At 72.6% G+C, this 18,927-nt stretch carries 18 protein-coding genes and 2 pseudogenes; 11 read left to right on the forward strand and 9 right to left on the reverse strand.

All coding sequences use genetic code 11. From position 1 onward, the window contains the following. Positions 1-40 precede the first annotated feature (40 nt). Together SVTN_RS29215 and SVTN_RS29220 are read right to left on the reverse strand one after the other, a co-directional pair. Positions 41-1,084 (reverse strand): TIGR04222 domain-containing membrane protein, encoded by a 1,044-nt coding sequence (locus SVTN_RS29215; RefSeq protein WP_078908543.1) that lies wholly within the window; start codon positions 1,082-1,084, stop codon positions 41-43. Positions 1,085-1,086: 2 nt separating this feature from the next. Next, on the reverse strand, positions 1,087-2,475 hold the full coding sequence (locus tag SVTN_RS29220) for an MbnB/TglH/ChrH family RiPP precursor modification enzyme (RefSeq protein WP_041131779.1): 1,389 nt from the start codon (positions 2,473-2,475) through the stop codon (positions 1,087-1,089). 168 nt (positions 2,476-2,643) lie between these two features. Here SVTN_RS29220 and SVTN_RS29225 point away from each other — a divergent pair, with 168 nt between their 5' ends. Continuing rightward, entirely contained in the window at positions 2,644-3,597 is a 954-nt protein-coding gene (locus SVTN_RS29225) for a DUF2332 domain-containing protein (protein ID WP_041134350.1), read from the forward strand. A 209-nt stretch (positions 3,598-3,806) separates the two neighbouring features. Here SVTN_RS29225 and SVTN_RS29230 read toward each other — a convergent pair whose 3' ends face one another. After that, positions 3,807-4,517: an aminoacyl-tRNA hydrolase gene (locus SVTN_RS29230; protein WP_041131780.1), complete on the reverse strand. Its 711-nt coding sequence runs from the start codon at positions 4,515-4,517 to the stop codon at positions 3,807-3,809. A 71-nt stretch (positions 4,518-4,588) separates the two neighbouring features. Between SVTN_RS29230 and SVTN_RS29235 the strand changes: the two genes are divergently transcribed. Genes SVTN_RS29235 through SVTN_RS29245 form a run of 3 tightly spaced genes read left to right on the forward strand, consistent with a single transcriptional unit; the run spans position 4,589 to position 6,877 of the window. Beyond that, on the forward strand, positions 4,589-5,263 hold the full coding sequence (locus SVTN_RS29235) for an AIM24 family protein (RefSeq protein ID WP_041131781.1): 675 nt from the start codon (positions 4,589-4,591) through the stop codon (positions 5,261-5,263). 10 nt (positions 5,264-5,273) lie between these two features. Further along, the gene (locus SVTN_RS29240; protein WP_052499354.1) at positions 5,274-6,230 is read left to right on the forward strand and encodes an ABC transporter ATP-binding protein; all 957 of its coding nucleotides are present in this window, start codon (positions 5,274-5,276) and stop codon (positions 6,228-6,230) included. After that, a complete protein-coding gene (locus tag SVTN_RS29245; protein ID WP_041131782.1) occupies positions 6,227-6,877 on the forward strand; it encodes an ABC transporter in 651 nt (216 codons plus the stop codon). The genes SVTN_RS29240 and SVTN_RS29245 overlap by 4 nt, the downstream gene beginning before the upstream one ends. Before the next feature lie 11 nt (positions 6,878-6,888). On the opposite strand, the gene SVTN_RS29250 is transcribed toward SVTN_RS29245, so the two are convergent. Further along, positions 6,889-7,764, reverse strand: a complete 876-nt coding sequence (locus SVTN_RS29250; protein WP_041131783.1) for a polysaccharide deacetylase family protein — start codon at positions 7,762-7,764, stop codon at positions 6,889-6,891. Positions 7,765-7,811: 47 nt separating this feature from the next. After that, positions 7,812-8,009 (reverse strand): hypothetical protein, encoded by a 198-nt coding sequence (locus tag SVTN_RS29255; RefSeq protein ID WP_041131784.1) that lies wholly within the window; start codon positions 8,007-8,009, stop codon positions 7,812-7,814. A 112-nt stretch (positions 8,010-8,121) separates the two neighbouring features. Between SVTN_RS29255 and SVTN_RS29260 the strand changes: the two genes are divergently transcribed. Continuing rightward, on the forward strand, positions 8,122-9,669 hold the full coding sequence (locus tag SVTN_RS29260) for a helix-turn-helix domain-containing protein (protein ID WP_041131785.1): 1,548 nt from the start codon (positions 8,122-8,124) through the stop codon (positions 9,667-9,669). On the opposite strand, the gene SVTN_RS29265 is transcribed toward SVTN_RS29260, so the two are convergent. The 4 genes from SVTN_RS29265 to zapE all read right to left on the reverse strand — a co-directional run bounded on the left by SVTN_RS29265 (position 9,655) and on the right by zapE (position 13,686). Continuing rightward, positions 9,655-10,554, reverse strand: coding sequence for a PPK2 family polyphosphate kinase (locus tag SVTN_RS29265; protein ID WP_041131786.1), 900 nt, complete (start codon positions 10,552-10,554; stop codon positions 9,655-9,657). The genes SVTN_RS29260 and SVTN_RS29265 overlap by 15 nt on opposite strands. A gap of 85 nt (positions 10,555-10,639) precedes the next feature. Further along, positions 10,640-12,001 (reverse strand): alkaline phosphatase PhoX, encoded by a 1,362-nt coding sequence (locus SVTN_RS29270; protein ID WP_041131787.1) that lies wholly within the window; start codon positions 11,999-12,001, stop codon positions 10,640-10,642. A 139-nt stretch (positions 12,002-12,140) separates the two neighbouring features. After that, positions 12,141-12,566, reverse strand: coding sequence for an OsmC family protein (locus SVTN_RS29275; protein ID WP_041131788.1), 426 nt, complete (start codon positions 12,564-12,566; stop codon positions 12,141-12,143). Between the two features lie 34 nt (positions 12,567-12,600). Continuing rightward, on the reverse strand, positions 12,601-13,686 hold the full coding sequence (gene zapE / locus SVTN_RS29280) for a cell division protein ZapE (RefSeq protein WP_041131789.1): 1,086 nt from the start codon (positions 13,684-13,686) through the stop codon (positions 12,601-12,603). Positions 13,687-13,722: 36 nt separating this feature from the next. On the opposite strand from zapE, the gene SVTN_RS29285 reads away from it, so the two are divergent. The 6 genes and pseudogenes from SVTN_RS29285 to SVTN_RS46630 form a co-directional block, all read left to right on the forward strand. Continuing rightward, positions 13,723-14,484: a pyrimidine reductase family protein gene (locus tag SVTN_RS29285; protein WP_041131790.1), complete on the forward strand. Its 762-nt coding sequence runs from the start codon at positions 13,723-13,725 to the stop codon at positions 14,482-14,484. A gap of 124 nt (positions 14,485-14,608) precedes the next feature. Beyond that, the gene (locus SVTN_RS29290) at positions 14,609-15,061 is read left to right on the forward strand and encodes a hypothetical protein (RefSeq protein ID WP_041131791.1); all 453 of its coding nucleotides are present in this window, start codon (positions 14,609-14,611) and stop codon (positions 15,059-15,061) included. Positions 15,062-15,259: 198 nt separating this feature from the next. Next, positions 15,260-16,651, forward strand: coding sequence for a UDP-N-acetylmuramate--L-alanine ligase (murC, locus tag SVTN_RS29295; protein WP_041131792.1), 1,392 nt, complete (start codon positions 15,260-15,262; stop codon positions 16,649-16,651). Positions 16,652-16,666: 15 nt separating this feature from the next. Continuing rightward, positions 16,667-17,074 carry a peptide-methionine (R)-S-oxide reductase MsrB gene (msrB, locus tag SVTN_RS29300; RefSeq protein ID WP_041131793.1) on the forward strand — a complete coding sequence of 136 codons (408 nt, stop codon included), beginning with the start codon at positions 16,667-16,669 and terminating at the stop codon, positions 17,072-17,074. Between the two features lie 80 nt (positions 17,075-17,154). Further along, positions 17,155-18,192: pseudogene (locus tag SVTN_RS46625) on the forward strand (WXG100-like domain-containing protein); the annotation flags it as partial. A 327-nt stretch (positions 18,193-18,519) separates the two neighbouring features. After that, positions 18,520-18,927, forward strand: a pseudogene (locus SVTN_RS46630) (YwqJ-related putative deaminase); the annotation flags it as partial.

The raw sequence follows: 18,927 nt of genomic DNA on the forward strand, positions 1-18,927 counted from the left end.
TCTACGGGAGGACGGGCGCGATCGCCACCCGAATGGCCGCTCAGCTGCTGGAGCTGGAACACGAGCTGCTGGAGCTGGAACTCGAACACGAGCTGGAGCTGCCGCAGCTGGAACTCGAACCGCCGCAGCTGGAGCTGGAGCACGAGGAACCGGACGAGCAGGAGCCCGAGGAACAGGACCCGGACGAGCAGGACGAGCCGCCGCCCGAGCAGGAACTGCTTCCTCCCCCGCCCCCGCAGGAGCTGTTGGTCGCGCACCACTCGGTGGCCGCACCGAGGACGGCCGGGTCCGAGGACGAGAAGTGCGTCGGCGAGGGCCTCCGGCCGCGCCGGTTCCTCCGCGGCGGCGCGTAGAACCGGGCGGCGGCGACGAGCTGCTCCCGGAGCACCGGGTCCGGCAGTGCCCGCAGTCCGTGCACGGCCACGAGATGGCCGGGGTCCGCGAGGTGGCCGTGCTCCCGCCCGTACTCGAAGAGCGCACGGCGACCTGCCGGGGTGACCTGCCGGGCGGCGATCGACCCGCAGACGATGCCGGTGATGAAGGCGACGAACAGCATCGGCGCCACCTTGAAGACGAACGGCAGCCGGAACTCGGGGGAGTCGGCGAGGTCGATCACCGTGAGGACGATCGAGACGGGGAAGAGAGCGAAGGCCGCCAGGACGAGGGCGCCGCACCAGCGTGCCGTGGTCCGCCGCGTCGCCGGGGCGACGACGAGGCCGCGCGCCGCGAGGGCGTCTCCGATCTCCTGGACCGCCGGGTGCCGCATCACGCCGAGCCGCAGGTGGTGCAGGGCCCCGTGCGGGGCGGCGGCGTGCTCCTGGAGCACGGCCCGCTCCACGGGGTCGTGCGCGGTGGGGCGGACGACCGCGACGATGCCGGGGCCGCCGATCGCGAGCCTGCCGTCCGCCTGGAGGGCGGCGAGGGCGGTGTCGACGACGCGGGCCGGGCCGCCGTTGAGGAAGGCGACCTCGTACCGGTCGTGGACGGGCCCGCCGGTACCGCCGCGCGTCCGGACGACCCGGGTGATGACGAGGGCGATGCCGACGACGCCCGCCAGGTAGACGAGGGCGATGAGGAAGTCCATGGTCATCTCCGTACGAGGACGTGACGGGCGGCCCGTACGAGACGGGCGGCACGGCCCGGCGGGCGGCTGCCGGAACGGTCCTGCCACCACTCCGTGAGCCGCTGCCGTGCCGCCGGGTCCTCCGGGCGGCCGGCGAGCAGCAGGTGCTCGACGAAGTCGAGGGCGTCCCGGCGGTAGCCGCCGGTCATCGGACGGGACCTGGCGTACGCGAGGAACGCGGGCCGGTAGCCCTTGCCGAGGATCTCCGGAAGCTCCGGCGCGACCTTCGCGACGACCCCGGCCCGCTTGGCGGCGAGGGCGCGGCTCTGGACCGCGATCCGCCGGGTGTCGAAGCCTTCGGGGACGGGGGTGCCGGCGACGAGCGCGGACAGGAGGGAGGCCTGGGACACGGCGAGGCGCTGACGGGCGCCGTCTGCCGGTGCGGGGTCCTCGACGACGGGGGCCGCGCCCGGCATGGGGCCTCCCGAGACGCGCGCCCCGGCGCCGATCAGCAGCGGGGCCCGTCGGGGGGCGGGCACCTGCGGAAGGGCGCCGTGCTGGTGGGCTGCGCCGACCAGTTCCGCCCCGGCGGCACGCACGCCCACAGCAGAGATCGCCGCCAACTCCCGCGCGAGCTCCTCCGTCGGCGGGAAGTCGTCGTCCCGCTCCAGCAGCACCCCCGGCGGAGACACCCGGGACGCGAGGTCCGCCAGGATGTCGAGGACCGGCTTCGGCACCGGGTGGGCGTGGGTGTCGTGCCAGACGCCGTCCCGCTCGACCCCGCCCGCCACGTGCACGTACGCGATCGCCTCGACCGGCAGCTCGGACAGGGCCCGGGCCGGGTCCTCGCCGCGGTTGACGTGGTTGGTGTGCAGGTTGGCGACGTCGATGAGGAGCCGTACCCCCGTACGCTCCACCAGCTCCGCCAGGAACTGGCCCTCCGTCATCTCCTCGCCCGGCCAGGCGATCAGGGCCGCGATGTTCTCCAGGGCGAGCGGCACGGGCAGCGCGTCCTGTGCGATGCGCACGTTCTCGCAGAGCACGTCGAGCGCGTCCCGGGTCCGGGGCACCGGCAGCAGGTGCCCCGCTTCGAGCAGCGGGGTCGCGGTGAGCGGCCCCCCGGCCCGTACGAACGCGATGTGCTCCGTGACCAGCGGCGCCCCCAGGGCCACCGCCTTCTCCCCGAGCGCCGCGAGCCGCGCCGGGTCCGGCCGGTCCGCGCCGCCGAGCCCGAGCGAGACGCCGTGCGGGACGACCGTCACGCCGCGCTCGCGCAGCCGGGTCAGGGAGTCGGGCAGATGGTCCGCGCAGATGTTCTCCGCGACGACCTCCACCCAGTCGACTCCGGGCAGCGCCTCCACCGCCTCGGCGATCTCAGGACGCCACCCGATGCCGATGCCGAGTTCCGTCATGTCCCCCTCCTTCGGTACTCAGTCCCCCACCTGATGGCCCAGGTGGAAACGTTCGAACCCCAGGAGGGGGACGTTCAGAGCTTCATTTGAGGTTCGGCCGCTGTGAGCTTCGAGACAGTCGGGCCGTACGTCGTTTCCCGTGGCGGCTGTTCGACCAAGATCACGTCCATGGACACCGCAGACCTGTACCGACGTTTCGCGGAGCGGGAGGCCCACGGGCACTCCGCCCGCTACGAGGAGCTGGCCGTCCGCGTGGCGGCGGACGAGAAGCTGATCGCCCTCATCGAGCAGCTGCCCGAGCCGAAGCGGCAGCCGAACCTGCTCCTGGCCGCGGTGCGCCACCTCGACGGGCCCCTGCGGGACCCGGAGGAGTTCACGGCCTGGGTCGTCGCCTCCTGGGACCGGGTGCGGACGACGATGCTGGGACGCCGTACGCAGACGAACGAGGCCGGCCGCTGCGCCACCCTGCTCCCGCTGCTCGCGGCGCTGCCGCAGCCGCTCGCCCTGATCGAGGTCGGTGCCTCGGCCGGCCTGTGTCTGTACCCGGACCGGTACCGGTACCGGTACGACGACGGCGCCGCCTTCGGCCCGGCCGACAGCCCGGTCACCCTGACCTGCCGCACGTCCGGCCCCGTACCGCTGCCCGAACGGCTGCCCGAGGTCGTGTGGCGCGCCGGGATCGACCTCAACCCCCTCGACGTCCGTGACGCCGACGACATGCGGTGGCTGGAGTCCTTGGTCTGGCCCGAACAGACGGACCGCGCGGACCGGTTGCGGAACGCCGTGCGCATCGCGCGCGCGGAGCCGCCGCACCTCGTCCGCGGCGACCTCAACGAGACGGTCCGCGAGCTGGTCTCCCAGGCCCCGCAGGGCGCCACCCCCGTGGTCTTCCACAGCGCGGTCCTGTTCTATCTGCCGCCGGAGGCCCGGGAGGCCTTCACCGAGACGATGCGCGGCCTCCCCGCCCGCTGGATCTCGAACGAGGCCACGAGCGTCCTGCCGTCCGTGGCGTCCCGCCTCCCACGCCCCGCACCGCAGGACCGGGCGGTGTTCGCCCTGGCCCTCGACGAACAGCCGCTGGCCTTCACGGGACCGCACGGCCAGTCACTGGAGTGGTTCTAGCGCCCCGACAGCCCAGACGTGCAGGGCGTCGCCGGACTCGGACGGTGTCGCCCAGGCGCCGTTCCCGAGTGCGGTCGGCTGACCGGAGGGCGGGGACGGTGGCGTGGAGTCGAGCCTGCACGGACATGTGGATCTCCCGGGGACGTAGACGCGGCGCACACTACGGCAGGGTCCGACACCCGGCCGCGCGGTCACCGGCCGGGCAGCGGTCAGGCCCGGGGGAGACGCAGGCGGGAGGCGAAGAGGGCGCTGCCCTCGGACACCACCGTGCACGAGCCCGGGGCGATCTCCGTGAAGCCCGCGTCGCGGACGACCGGGAGGCCGCTCGTCGTCAGGGTCGGCCAGGCCTCGGCCGTCGCGGTCCGCACCGCGAGCGGGAAGCCCGCCTCCTGCCACGCCTTGCGGTCCGCTTCGTCCATCGCCCACCACAGCAGCTGCGCCCCGTGGCCGGCCTGGGCCATTGCCTTGCCCGCCGACATGTCGAGTTCCGGGTTCATCCACAGCACCGCCGCACCCTCCGGAACGGGGCCGGGCGCCGTCGGGTCGTCCAGGTCCGTGCCCGAGACCTGGAGCTTCGCGAGCTCCTTGGGCCAGCCGTCGAGCGGGACCGGCGGGAAGACCCGTACCTCCGCCTCCGTACCGGTCACCGTGATGCCCGGCAGGGTGTTCGCGCGCCGCCACTCCGCGCCGCGCGCCCGGCGCACCACCTTGCGGATCCGGGCGTCCTGCCAGTCGGTGATCGCCTGCGCCCATTCGCCCTCGCCGAGGGAGCGGTCGTCGGTCAGGATCTCCAGGACGGCCCGCGCCGCGGTCTCCAGGGCGTCGGTACGGGCCGGGGGCGCGTCGCGCTCGATCCGGACGACCAGGGGGAGGACGAACTGGGGCTTCTCGTCGCGGAGATCGGTCTCGTTGCTGCTCACCCGGCAAGTCTGCCATTGAGGTGAGGAGCGATTCTTGTGGGAATCATCGCTTCCGGGACAGGATGCCCCTCATGAAGAGCGATCTTTTTGCCGGTGAACACCTCGCCGAGGCGGCGACCTTCCCGGGGATGACCCTCCAGAACGCCAAATCGGTCAAGTACACCGTGAACGGTGAGATGCACGCCCGCCAGGGTTCGATGATCGCCTTCCGCGGCGACCTCCAGTTCGAACGCAAGGGCCAGGGCATCGGCGGCATGCTCAAGCGGGCCGTCACCGGCGAGGGCCTGGCGCTGATGGCCGTGCGCGGCCAGGGCGAGGCCTGGTTCGCGCACGAGGCGCAGAACTGCTTCATCGTCGAGATCGAGCAGGGCGAGGCCTTCACCGTCAACGGCCGCAACGTGCTCTGCTTCGACGCCACCCTCCACTACGACATCCGCACCGTGAAGGGCGCCGGCATGACCGGCGGCGGCCTCTTCAACTCCGTCTTCTCCGGTTACGGCAAGATCGCCCTGATGTGCGAGGGCAACCCGATCGTCATCCCCGTCACCCCGCAGGCCCCGGTGTACGTCGACACCGACGCCGTCGTCGGCTGGAGCGAGCAGCTCCACACCTCCCTGCACCGCTCGCAGTCCCTCGGCTCGATGATCCGCGGCGGCTCGGGCGAGGCGGTGCAACTGAAGCTGGAGGGCCAGGGCTTCGTCGTCGTCCGGCCGAGCGAGCTCACCCCGCAGAAGACCGCGAACTGAGGCTCTCGCATTGAGGCTGGAGCACGTCGGGCGGCGGCACGGCCTTCGCGGGCCGTGGGTCCTGCGGGAGGTCTCGCTCGACCTGTCCGCCGCCGCCCTCGTGCGGGTCGTCGGCACCAACGGCACCGGCAAGTCCACCCTTCTCCGGCTGCTCGCCGGCGTCGACGCGCCCACCGAGGGCCGCGTCACCGGCCGTCCCGCCCGCACCGCGTACGTCCCCGAGCGTTTCCCGGTCGCCCTTCCCTTCACGGCCCTCGACTACCTGGTCCACCTCGGCCGCGTCCAGGGCCTCGGCCGGGCGGCGGCGCGGGCCCGGGCGGGGGAGTGGCTGGAGCGCTTCGGGGCCGGCGAGCACGCGCGTACGGGGCTCGCGGAGCTCTCCAAGGGCACCAGCCAGAAGGTCGCCGTCGCCCAGGCCCTCCTCGCCGACCCGGCCCTGCTCGTCCTCGACGAGGCCTGGACCGGCCTCGACACCGGCGCCCGCGCCGAACTGGACGCCGCCGTCCGCGAACGCCTCGCGGCGGGCGCGACGGTGGTCTTCGTCGACCACGACCCCCGTCGCCTTGAGGGGGAGGCGGGGGTCGTGTACGGGGTGGAGGCGGGCCGGGTACGGGAACTGACGCCGTCACCGGCGGGGGCCGCGGCGGCGACGACCGGCCTGCCGGAGACGCGGACCGGTCTTCCGGCGGCCGGGCCCGAGCTCGCGTCTGCGGTCGGGTCCGGTCTCTCGCCCGCGGTCGGGCTCGTGGCCGGTCCGGTTCCGGGCCTGGCCCTCGTCCGCATCGTCGCCTCCGGTGGTTCGGCGCTGCCCGGGCGGCTGCCCGGGGACCCGGTCGTCGCCCCCGGCGCCGACGGTCGCACCACCGTCCTCACCGTGGGCGCCGCGCACTCCGACGCCCTCCTCGGCGTGCTCCTCGCCGCCTCCTGGCACATCCACCACCTCGGCACCGAAGGCGTACGGGTATGACGGCGCTCCTGCGCTACCAGTCGGGTCTGCTGCTCCGCTCCCAGCGCTGGCTGGCGCCGCTGCTCCTGTACGCGGCCTTCATCGGCGTCGGCGTCCAGGCCGGCGAACCGGTGCTCGGCGCGCTCGGCTTCAGCGCCGCCGCCCTGCTCCCGGTGTCCGCCTGGACCGTACGGATCTGCCTCACCCAGGAGCCGCCCGCCGCCCGCGGCGTGGTCGCGGCGGCGGCCGGCCGGGGCCGTGCGCATCTCGCGGCGCTGCTCACCGGGGCCGCCTGGCCGGTCCTCGTCGGTACGGTCGCCGTGCTCGCGGTGACGGCGATCGCCGATCGGCGCGGGGTCACCGTGCCCGCCGCGGTCTCCGCCGGGCTGCTCGCGGCGTCGGCCTGCGCCCTGACGGGAGCCGTCGTCGGCGCGTTGGCCTCCCGCCCGTTCGTCCGGGCTCCCGGCTGGTCCCTCGCGGCCCTGGTCCTCGGGTCGCTCCTCGCGCTCGTGACGACCGGTTCCCCGGCCAAGTACGCCATGACCGCCCTCGTCACCGGAGCCCGTACGACGACCGCCGACCCGCCCTGGCTCGCCTGCGCCGGCGCGCTGCTCCTGGCGGCGGCGACGGCGGCGCTCGCGTCCCGGGCGACGGCCCGCCTGGAGTGAGGCGTCGGGCCCTAGCGGCTCATGAGCTCCGAGACCTTCACGAAGCGGTAGCCGCGGGCCCGGAGCTCCGGGACGATCCGGCGGATCGCCCGCTCGGTCACGGGGGCCGCGCTGCGCGTGCAGTGCATGACGACGAGCGAACCGGGCTTCACCCCGTCGAGGACCTGTTCGGCGACGGCGTCGGCGTCCTTCGCGAAGGCGTCGCCGCTGACCACGTCCCACTGGACCGCGGTGACCCCGACGGGGGCGAGGGCGCGCAGGGCCGCGTCGTCGTAGCAGCCGCCGGGGAAGCGGAAGTACGGGACGACGTTGACGGCCCCGGCGTCCCGGAAGGAGTCGAAGGCGCGCTGCACGTCGGACGCCATGTCGGGCCCGGGGACGGTCGGCAGGCCGTAGCAGGGGGACGCGAAGGCGTAGTGGCTGTAGGAGTGGTTGGCGATCTCGAAGCGGGGGTCGCCGCCGATGGACTTGGCCTGGTCCGGGTACTCCTCCGCCCAGCGGCCGGTCATGAACACGGTCGCGTCCACCTTGAGCCGGCGCAGGGTCGCGATGAGCTCGGGGTTGTCGAAGTGCTCGCCGCGCGCGGCCCGGGGGCCTTGATCGGCCGTCATGTCGGCGTCGAAGGTGAGCGCGACGACCTTCTCGGTGCCCTTGGCGCGGCGCATGTACACGGGGGTGAGGCCGCCGGGCCCGGGCGCCATGGTCGGCGGGGCGGCGGGCACGCGCGCGGGCTTCGGGCCGGGGGCGGCGGCGCTGGGCTCGGCCGAGGGGCTCGTGGAGACCGAGGGGCTCGTGGAGACGGCCGCCTTCGCCTTGGGCGCCGGGTTCTCGGCCGCGCCGGTGCCGCAGCCGACGAGGGCGGCGCCCAGGAGACCGAGCGCCGCCATCTTTCGTACAGAAGTGTTCACGATCGGAAGTTAACCGATCAAAGTGATTATCGCTCGCGACTCGACAGCAGCAGCACCCGAGTCCACGCGCTGAGCTGACGCACCATCGCGCCGGCGTGCGCGGCCCGCTCACGGCGGAAGGGGAGGACGAGCAGGGCGGGGACGAAGGCGAGGGTCACGAGCAGCAGGGGCAGGGTGGCGACGAGAACGATCAGGGCGCGCTGGGCCCAGCGGAGCGTACGCATGGGGTTCCTTCGGGGAGGGGATCGACGAGCCCCCACCGTCGGCGGCATCCGGTACGTTGCGAAAGCCGCAACCGTTGCCGTCGCGGTGTCCACAGCGCCCGGGGGAGGCACCGTGACCGAAGTCGCACGTACGCGGGGGAGTTCGTCGGAGATCGAGCGCGGAGAGGTCCCGGAGGTTGCGGCGCTCGGCAACGTGTTGAAGGAGCTGTTCACCAGGCTGGGCATCAGCCAGAGCCAGTACGCGTACCGCGTCCACCTCGACAAGTCCGCCGTCTCCCGCTACCTCTCCGGCCGCCGGGTCGCGCCCCAGGACTTCATCGACCGCCTGGTCCGGGAGATCGAGGACCACCTCGGAGCCCCGCTCCAGCTGGAGGCGAAGGAGGCGCTGCGCGGCCGGCGCCTCGAGGCGCTGCGGGTCTGCAGCCCGGACGAGTACCGCCTGGAGAGCCTGCGGGACGAGCTGGCGCGCTCACGGCGCGACACGGAGCGGGCGCACCGCAACATCGAGGCGTTGAACGCGTTGCTGGACAAGAAGGAGGCGGAGGCGCGGGGCGTCGCCGACGACCTCACGAGCCTCCGCCTCGACTGGGGCGCGGAGCGGTCCGCCTTCGCCCGCGCCCAGGAGGACCTCCTCCGCCAGATCGACCGGCTCCGCCAGGACCTCCAGGACGCGGAACACCTCCGGGCGGAGGCGGAACGCCAGACCCGCGAGCTGCGGGACCACGTCCTCGACCTGGAGGAGGAGCTGTCGCGGCGGTCGGCGGTCACGCCCGGCGATGTGCCGCTGGAGCTGTTCAAGCAGCAGCTCCAGCGGATGTGGGACGAGGAGGACCTGACCGAGGCGGCGCGGGACCTGACCGAGGCGGCCTGGTCGCGGCCGCTGGAGGACGTGGCGGAGCTGCTCCGCTGGCTGCGGGAGATCGGCGCGGCCCCGGAGACCTTCGCCGCGGACGTGGCACGGCTGAGGCCGTTGGAGGACGTCCTGGCGTTCAGCCCGGAGGTCACGAGGCTCGGACGCTCCAGGGTCAGGGAGTCGTGGGTGTCCGCCGTCGCCGCCCGGGTCACCGAGCGCAACGCGGCCGCCGTCTACCAGGGGCTGCGAGACCCCGAGACCCGCTCCGAGGCCGAGGCCGACCGCATCCTCGCCGAGGCGGTCGGCCGCGTGCAGAGCAACGCGGAGGCGGTCGCCCTGGTGTCGGCCGCGCTGACCGGCACGGCGCCCCCGGCCCGCCTGCCGCGCGTGGCCGAGAAGCTCGCCAGGGGGAGCCGGCTCGACCTGCTCGGCATACGGGTCGCGGTCGGGCTCGCACAGGCGGGGAGGTACGACGTGGCGGCCCTCGTGATCGCCGTCGCGGCCGGCCACGCGCCGGACCGGGAGGGGGACGAGATCGACGACGTGCGGCTCGCCCGCTGTCTCCGGGAGCTCGACGAGGACCTGATCGCGTCCCTGTTCGACCTGGTGACGTGGCTGGACGACACGACCGTCATGACGACCTTCGCCGACCGGCTCGCCCGCGCGCACGAGAAGGCGCTCCTGGAGCGGCTGCTCACCACCATGGCCGAGCACGGAAGGCTGGAGCTCCTCGACCTCTTCGACGTCCGGACGTCCGGACGGCTGAAGCGCGCGGTCAGGGACGTGCGCGCCTCACGTGGCCAGTAGCCGCGCCCGGCACTCCGCCACGTCGAAGTCCCCCGGCGGGTACTTCGGATCCAGCGCCTCCAGGTGTTCGAGCAGCAGCTTGCTGATCGCCCAGTTGCGGTACCACTTGCGGTCCGCCGGGACCAGGTACCACGGGGCCTCGTCCGTCGTGCAGCGTTCGAGGGCGATCTCGTACGCCTTCCGGTACTCCGGCCACAGCGCCCGCTCCTCGATGTCGCCCGGGTCGAACTTCCAGTGCTTGTCGGGGTTGTCGAGGCGCTTGAGGAGCCGGTCGCGCTGTTCCTCGTACGAGAGGTGGAGGAAGACCTTGACCACGGTCACCCCGTCCTCGGCGAGGGACTTCTCGAAGCGGTTGATCTGGCCGTAGCGGCGGCTGATCAGGCGGCGCGGGGCCAGCTCGCGGACGCGGGCGACGAGGACGTCCTCGTAGTGCGAGCGGTCGAAGATGCCGATCTCGCCCGGCTGGGGGAGCGCCCGCATGATCCGCCAGAGGAAGGGGTGGTTCTGCTCCTCCCGGGTCGGCGCCTTGAAGGCGCGGATGCGGCAGCCGGACGGGTTGAAGTGCCCGATGACGTGCTTGACCGTGCCGCCCTTGCCGCTGGTGTCCATGCCCTGGAGGACGAGGAGCAGCCGCCGGCGGTCGCCGGCGGTGCTCGCCGCGTACAGGCGTTCCTGGAGTTCGGCGAGGCGCGGCCCGAGGGCGGCGGTGGCGGCCAGGCCCGTCGCCTTGTCGGCGGGACCGGCGGGGGTCGCCCGGGCGTCGTACGCGGTGAGGTCGATCCGCTCCCCCTCGGGGACGCGGAGGACGTCACGGAGTGCGGGCTCGGGAGCGGGTACGGGCCAGGGCGCCTTCCGCTTCTTCTTCCCGCCGTCCCTCTTCGCCACCTCGGGCCCCTTCCGCCGCGCCGCTCGTCCTCTCGTCCTCTCCCGATCCTGCGACGGAACCCGGGTGCCCGCTAGTCCGGCCGGTTCAGCACCACGGGCCCGTCACCGCGAACGTCGTGCCGGGCGTGTAGCAGTTGACGTACATCGTCGAGCGGTCCGGGGAGAAGGTGACGCCCGCGAACTCGCCCCACTCCGGGGCCTCCGGCGTCCCGATGTTCTGGGCGCCCCGGGCCACCGCGTACACCTCGCCCTCCGTGCTCACCCCGAAGACGTGCTGCGCCCCGTTGCCGTCCTCGCAGACCATCAGGCCCCCGGTCGGCGCCAGGCAGATGTTGTCCGGGGACTCGCCGGGCAGCCGGACGTCGGTGCTCGGGCCGAAGACCACGACGAGCGTGAGCCGGCGCTTGTGCGGCTCGTACTTCCACACCTGGCCGAAGTGCGTGGCCGCCGAGCCGTCCTTGGCCCGCGCGAAGGAGGACACGAAGTAGACGGCCCGCCCGCCCCAGTAGCAGCCCTCCAGCTTCTGGGCGTGCGTGATGCCCCTGGGCCCGAAGTCCTGGTGCCGGATGGAGGTCGACGTCGCCAGCGGGTCCGGTACGGGGACCCACTCGATGCCGTCGAAGCGGGCGCCGGTCTCCTGGACGACGGAGAGGTCGGGTACGCCGGGCACCCGCATGGCCTCCAGGGCGCCGCCCGCGCGCAGCGAGCCGGTGCCGCCGAGCGGCTTCTCCGGCAGGAAGCGGTAGAAGAGGCCGAAGGGCCGTTCGAAGGCGTCCTCCGTCTCGTACACGATGCCGCTCGCCGGGTCGACGGCGATCGCCTCGTGCTGGAAGCGGCCCATCGCGGTGAGCGGGACGGCTCCGGTGCGGTGCGGGTCGGCGCCGTCGACCTCGAAGATGAAGCCGTGGTCTTTGGTGTAGCCGTTGGTGCCGGTCCGGTCCTCGGTCTCCTCGCAGGTCAGCCAGGTGTTCCAGGGGGTGGGGCCGCCCGCGCAGTTGACGGCGGTCCCGGCGATGCCGACCCGCTCGTCCAGGACGTTGTTCCGGCCGTCGAGTTCGAGGACCGTACAGCCGCCCTTGCCGGCCGGGTCGTACGTGAGACCGGGGACGGTGGGGACGGGGATCTTCCCGGTGACCCGGTTCTCGTGGTTGCGGACGAGGTGCACCCGGCCGCGGCGGCCGGCGAAGGCGCCCATGCCGTCGTGGTTGCTGGGGACCAGGCCCTCGCCGGAGCGGAGCGGGTCGCCCATCCGGGAGAGGACCTTGTAGCGGAAGCCGGCCGGGAGGTCGAGGAGACCGTCCGGGTCGGGTACGAGGGGGCCGTAGCCGCCCGTTCGGGACGCGGCACTCGCACTGCCGGCGAAGAGTTCGGAGAGGGCGCCCGTGAAGGCGATCCCGGCGACGGAGGCGCCGGTGCGGGAGAGGATCTGACGTCGTGTTGCGGACATGAGGCGGCAACCCACTTTCTGTTGGCGGACAGACAGGTGGTGTGTGACGTGTGACCCGCATGTGTGTATCACGCACGGTGGTGACAGGTGAACCATGCGGGCCACAACTGCCTCATGTGGCGCGGAGGCTGATCCGGCGTCAGGTCAGTTCGGCGGTGAGGGTGATCGTCGTGCCCGTGAGCGCCTGGCTGACCGGGCAGTTCTTCTTCGCGTCCTCGGCGAGCGCCTGGAACTCGTCCGCGTCGAGGCCGGAGACCGTGCCGCGCACGGTGAGGTGGATGCCGGTGATGCCCTCGCCCGGCTGGAACGTGACGTCGGCCTTCGTCTCCAGGCGCTCGGGCGCGTGGCCCGCCTTGGCCAGGCCGTTCGAGAAGGCCATCGAGAAGCAGGAGGAGTGCGCGGCCGCGATGAGCTCCTCGGGGCTCGTCTTGCCGTTGGGCTCCTCCGACCGGGCCGGCCAGGAGACGTCGTACGAGCCGAGGCCGGAGGAGTCGAGGGTGACGACGCCGGAGCCCTTGAGGAGGTCGCCCTGCCAGACGGTGTGGGCGTGACGCACGGTGGCCATGGTGGATCCCTTTCGATCGGGTACGGCCACCAAGCTACTGCGCGACGAGGCCCTTCGCGTCGCGGGCGAGCGCGGTGAGCCGGGAGATCGCCCGGAAGTACTTCTTGCGGTAGCCGCCGTTCAGCATCTCGTCGCTGAAGAGCTTGTCGAAGGGGAGTCCGGAGGCCAGCACGGGTATCTCGCGGTCGTACAGGCGGTCGGCGAGGACGACGAGCCGCAGGGCCGTCGACTGGTCCGGGACCGGCTGGACGTCGGTGAGGCAGACGGCGCCGAGGTCGTCGGTGAGGGCGCCGTACCGGCTCGGGTGAACCCTGGCCAGGTGTTCGAGCAGGTGCGGGAAGTCGTCGAGGGAGGCGCCGGGCGTCGCGTACGCGGTCTGGGTGACGACCTGGTCGGAGTACGGGGAGGGGGCCTCGGGCAGACCGCGGTGGCGGTAGTCCTCGCCGTCGATCCGCAGCGGCCGGAAGTGGGCGGAGAGGCCCTGGATCTCGCGGAGGAAGTCGGCGGCGGCGAAGCGGCCCTCGCCGAGCTTGCCCGGGAGCGTGTTCGAGGTGGCGGCGAGGGCCACGCCCGACTCGACGAGCTTGCCGAGGAGGCTGGAGACGAGGACGGTGTCGCCCGGGTCGTCGAGCTCGAACTCGTCGATGCAGAGGAGACGGTGTCCGCTCAGCGTCTGCACGGTCTGCTGGAAGCCGAGCGCGCCGACCAGGTTGGTCAGCTCGACGAAGGTGCCGAAGGCCTTCAGCGCGGGCTCCGCGGGGGTCGCGTGCCACAGCGAGGCCAGCAGGTGGGTCTTGCCGACGCCGTACCCGCCGTCCAGGTAGACCCCGCGCGGGCCGCTCGGCGCGGCCGGCTTCTTCGCGAACCAGCGGCGCTTGCCGGCGCCGGTGGCGTGCGCCCCGCCGAGGCCCTCGGCGAAGGAGCTGAGGATCTTGACGGCGTCCGTCTGGCTCGGCTGGTTCGGGTCGGGGAGGTACGTGTCGAAGCGTACGGAGTCGAAGCGCGGCGGCGGCACCATCTCCGCGACGAGGCGGTCGGCGGGGACGTGGGGCTCTCGGGAGCAGAGCGAGAGCGGGGCCGCTTCGGGAGAAGCCGCTTCGGTGAGGGCACGGGTCGACACAGTTCCCCACTGTAAGCGCCGTGTCAGACTTCGATCATGCGCCAGCTCTTCCCTGTGACGGACATGACAGCCGCTGCCGACCGGGAGTGGTCGCTCGACGCCCTCGCGGACGCCTATGCGTATCCGGAGGGCGACGATCCGTGGCTGCGGGCCAACATGGTCTCCTCGCTCGACGGGGCGGGCCAGCACGGGGGGCGCTCCCAGCCCCTCTCCTCCGAGACGGACATGCGGATCTTCGGGATCCTGCGCGGGCTCGCCGACGTGGTCGTGGTGGGTGCGGAAACGGTACGCCTGGAGGGCTACCGGCCGGCACGCGCGCGGGAGGCCTTCGCGGCCCGCCGGGCCGCCGCCGGACAGGGCCCGGCGCCCGTGATCGCCGTGGTCAGCGCCTCCCTGAACCTCGACTTCTCGCTGCCGCTCTTCACCGAGCCGCTGGTGCCGACCCTGATCCTCACGGGGGCCGTCGCGCCCCCCGACCGGATCGAGGCCGCCCGGGCGGCGGGCGCCGTGGTGCTGATCGCGGGCGACGGGCCCGGGGTGGAGCCGGCCCGCGCGGTGGCGGCGCTCGCGGAGCGCGGGCTGCGCCGCCAGCTGACCGAGGGCGGGCCCCGGCTGCTCGGCCAGTTCGTGGCGGCGGAGGTCCTCGACGAGCTGTGCCTGACGGTCTCGCCGACGATGACCGCGGGTGATGCTCAGCGGATCGCCGGAGGGCCTTCGGTGGCCGTCCCGACACGCTTCCAGGTGGCTTCCGTGATGGAGCAGGACGGCTTCCTCTTCACCCGCTACCGTCGGATCTGACAATCGGCGGAATTTGTCGTTCCGCTTACCGTCCGCTGGGCACACTTACTGTCGCAGTCCCCGTGCGGGCACGGGGAAGGATGGTTTCCGCAGAAGGGCTCCTGAGGTGTTCACAAGCGTTCTGATGATCGAGAAGCCCCTCACGTCCGTCGACGTGGAATTCGTCACCACCCTGCACGGCGACGAGGGCATGTCCTTCATCGTCCTCATGCAGCCGCGTGGTGACCAGGCCGATGTACTGCTGCGCGCCATCGACGACGTCGCCATGGGCGAACTGAAGGAAGCCGCCCACGAGGGCGACGAACCGGAGGGCAAGGAGGCCCGGCCCGTGGCCGAGCAGGCCCTGGAGGTCTCGCTCCAGGCCCTGAGAAACGCCGGCTGCGAAGCGGTCGGGCAGGTCGTCGAGGACCACCCGCTCGACAAGATGAAGGCGGTGGTCGACGAGTCGGAGGCGGACGAGGTGATCGTGCTCACCGCCCCGCACTACGTGGAGGAGTTCTTCCACCGGGACTGGGCCTCCCGGGCCCGCCACAAGGTCGGCGTCCCCGTCCTGAAGCTCTTCGCCCACAGCGAGTAACGGCAAGGCCGGGTCCGCGCCCCGTGCAGGGGGTGCGGGCTCGGAGCCGTCGCGTCGCCCGTGCAGGGGGCGTGGACCCGGAGCCGCCACGTCGCCCCGTGCAGGGGGCGCGGCCCCGGCCCCGCCGACCGCCGGGACCCCGGCCGGAGCCACTAGGCTGGGGGCTTCCAGAACCACACACCCCGGGGAGAGATCCGCATGGCACCCGCCATCCCTGCCGCCATGGAACGGCCGCACTTCATCGGCATCGGCGGTGCCGGAATGTCGGGCATCGCGAAGATCCTCGCCCAGCGCGGCGCCAAGGTCGCCGGCAGCGACGCCAAGGAGTCCGCGACCGCCGAGTCGCTGCGCGCCCTCGGCGCCACCGTGCACATCGGCCACGCCGCCGAGCACCTCGCCGACGACGCCTCCGCCGTCGTCGTCTCCAGCGCCATCCGCGCCGACAACCCCGAGCTGGCCCGCGCCGCCGAGCTCGGCATCCCCGTCGTCCACCGCTCCGACGCGCTCGCCTCCCTCATGGACGGCCTGCGCGCGATCGCGGTCGCCGGTACGCACGGCAAGACGACCACCACCTCCATGCTGGCCGTCGCCCTCACCGAGCTCGGCCTGGACCCCTCGTACGCGATCGGCGGCGACCTGCACGGTCCCGGCACGAACGCGCGCCACGGCTCCGGCGAGGTCTTCGTCGCCGAGGCCGACGAGAGCGACCGCAGCTTCCAGAAGTACGACCCCGAGGTCGCGATCGTCCTCAACGTCGAGCTGGACCACCACGCGAACTACGCGTCCATGGACGAGATCTACGAGTCCTTCGAGGCCTTCACCGCCAAGATCCGCCCCGGCGGCACCCTGGTCGTCGGCGAGCACGCGGGCGCCCGCGAGCTGGCCCGCCGGGTCGCGGACCGCGAGGGCCTCTCCGTGATCACCGTCGGCGAGTCCGAGGACTCCGACGCCCGCATCCTCAAGATCGTCCCGAACGGGATGAAGAGCGAGGTGACGGTCCTCCTCGACGGCGTCGAGCACACCTTCACCGTCTCCGTCCCCGGCCGCCACTACGCCCACAACGCCGCCGCGGCCCTGGCCGCCGGCGCCCGCGTCGGCATCGACCCGGCCGAGCTCGCCCAGGCCCTCACCGCGTACACCGGTGTCGGCCGCCGCCTCCAGCTCAAGGGCGAGGCCAAGGGCGTACAGGTCATCGACTCGTACGCGCACCACCCCACCGAGATGACCGCCGACCTGGAGGCCATGCGCGGCGCCGCCGGCGCCTCCCGCCTGCTCGTCGTCTTCCAGCCGCACCTCTTCTCCCGCACCCAGGAGCTGGGCAAGGAGATGGGCGACGCGCTGGCCCTCGCGGACGCCTCCGTCGTCCTCGACATCTACCCGGCCCGCGAGGACCCGATCCCGGGCGTCACCAGCGAGCTGATCATCGCCGCGGCCGAGCGGGCCGGCGCCGCCGTGACGCCCGTCCACGACAAGACCACCGTCCCGGACGTGATCGCGGGAATGGCGGGCCCCGGCGACCTCGTTCTCACGATGGGCGCGGGCGACGTCACGGACCTGGGTCCGCAGATCCTCGCCCGCCTGTCGAACTGAGGGAGTGGACGAACGATGGCGTACGAGGTCGAGAAGCCGGACGAGGAGTGGCAGGCGCAGCTGACCCCGTCGGAGTACCAGGTGCTCCGGCTGGCCGGCACGGAGCCCGCGTTCCGCGGTGAGTACACCGACACGAAGACGAAGGGCGTCTACTCCTGCCGCGCCTGCGGGGCGGAGCTCTTCACGTCGAACGAGAAGTTCGAGTCGCACTGCGGCTGGCCGTCCTTCTACGACCCGAAGGACAGCTCGGCCGTCGAGCTCGTCGCGGACACCTCCCACGGCATGATCCGCACGGAGGTCCGCTGCGCCCGCTGCGGCTCCCACCTGGGCCACGTCTTCGAGGGCGAGGGCTACCCGACCCCGACGGACCAGCGGTACTGCATCAACTCGATCTCCCTGCGTCTGGAGCCCGAGGAGGGCTGACCCCTGGACGCTTCGTCAGCTGCCCCCTGTGGTAGGACTGTTGCGTATTGCAAACAGTCCTGCAACGGGGGGCAGAACACGTGGCGGTCACGGTTCCGGACTGGGCGGACACCCTTCTCGATCTGATCGGTGTCTCCTGGCCGAATGTCGACGAGGACGCGTACCGCGAGATGGCGGACGCGCTCAGGGAGTTCGCGGACGACCTGGAGGACGACGGCCAGCTCGCGAACAACCATTTCGAGCGGCTGTTGTCCTCGGGCGAGGGCGAGGCGATCGACGCCCTCGACGAGCACTGGCAGAAGGTCAAGGGCAAGCACTTCAAGGACATCGCCGGCGCGGCCAGGACGATCGCGGGCGGTCTCGACCTGGCGGCCGGCGCGGTCGAGGGGATGAAGCTGGCGGCCCTGGTGCAGCTCGGCTACCTGGCCTCCGAGGCGGGCATCGCGCTCTCCCTGATCCCGGTGACCGGCGGCCTGTCGATGCTGATCGGCGCGGGCGCGATGCGGGCCACGCAGGAGGTCGTCAAGCGGCTGATCAAGGAGTGCGTGGAGGAGGCCGTCGGGTACGTCGTGTCGGCGTTGACCGAGCCGGCGGTGGCGGCTCTGGAGGGCATGGCGGCGGACCTGGTCGTGCAGCTGGGCGCGATGGCGATCGGCCTGCAGGACGGGGTGGACCTCGACCAGACGAAGAAGGCCGGTACGGACGGCTTCAAGGACGGCGTGCAGTCCGGCAAGGAGGCCATGCACCTGGCCTCGGCCGGAGGCGGCGGCCCCAAGGGCAGCGGCCTGAAGAACCTGCACATCGAGCACGCCGAGCACGACCACGCCTCCACCCAGCTCAACACGGTCAGCGTGAGGATCCACGGGAAGACGACGGGCAAGCTCACGAAGGCGAAGACCGCGCACGGCCGCACGCGCGGGCGTGACTCGATCGCGGAGGCGATCGACCCGATCGCCGACAAGGCGATGGAGGCCCTGACCAAGGCCGCGAAGTCGATGGGCGACCACGTCGGCCAGACGCTGCCGAAGGTCGTCAAGCAGATCTCCGTCGACCACAAGAACACCGACGACGACCTCCGCGACCGCTTCGCCCGCCAGCGCAAGGGCGACCACGACAACCACAAGGGCGGCGGCGGAGGCGGTGGCGGCGGGAACGGCAATCCCCCCGGCGGCTCCGGCAACGGCGGCTCCGGGGACAACCCCGGCGGAAACCGCATCACCCCGGCCCCGCCCTGGCACGGCAGCTCGGCGGGCAACATGCGTCACCACCGCACCGACCCGCTCGACGTCAGCCACCTCACGCCCGAGCAGCAGCGTGAAGCCCTGGTCCAGGAAGCCCGCGACCTCGCGGACAGGGCGCGCAAGGCCGACCCGAACAACCCGGACGACCCCAAGCACCAGATCGACCTGGCCAAGACCCACTTCCCGCCCGGCACGAACCTCCTCGACGGCTCGTGCGCCGGCAGCCTCCTGCACGACGGCGTCGTCACCAGCCACTCCAGCGCCACCAAGGGTGCCGGCCAGAAGACCCCTGACCTGCACCCGGCCATGCAGTCGATCTACGATCAGGTCGACCAGCAGATCAAGGCCGACGGCGGCTTCCCCGGTGCGGGTCATGGAAAATGTGCGGAGGCGAACCTCGTCTCGGACCGGCTCCGCCAGATGGACCCCGACGGCACGGGGATCACCTCGGTCGACCAGGTCCGGGACGCCATGAAGGGGTCGCAGGTCTACAGCGTGCAGATCGGCGAGCAGATCAAGCCTCACCCCCTCGGCCACGGCGAGTACAAGCCGCCGTGCCGGTCCTGCGCGATCGCGATGGACATGGCCGGTGTCACGGCGTACGCCGGATAA

This window comes from Streptomyces vietnamensis, from assembly GCF_000830005.1.
In the GTDB taxonomy this organism is placed as follows: domain Bacteria; phylum Actinomycetota; class Actinomycetes; order Streptomycetales; family Streptomycetaceae; genus Streptomyces; species Streptomyces vietnamensis.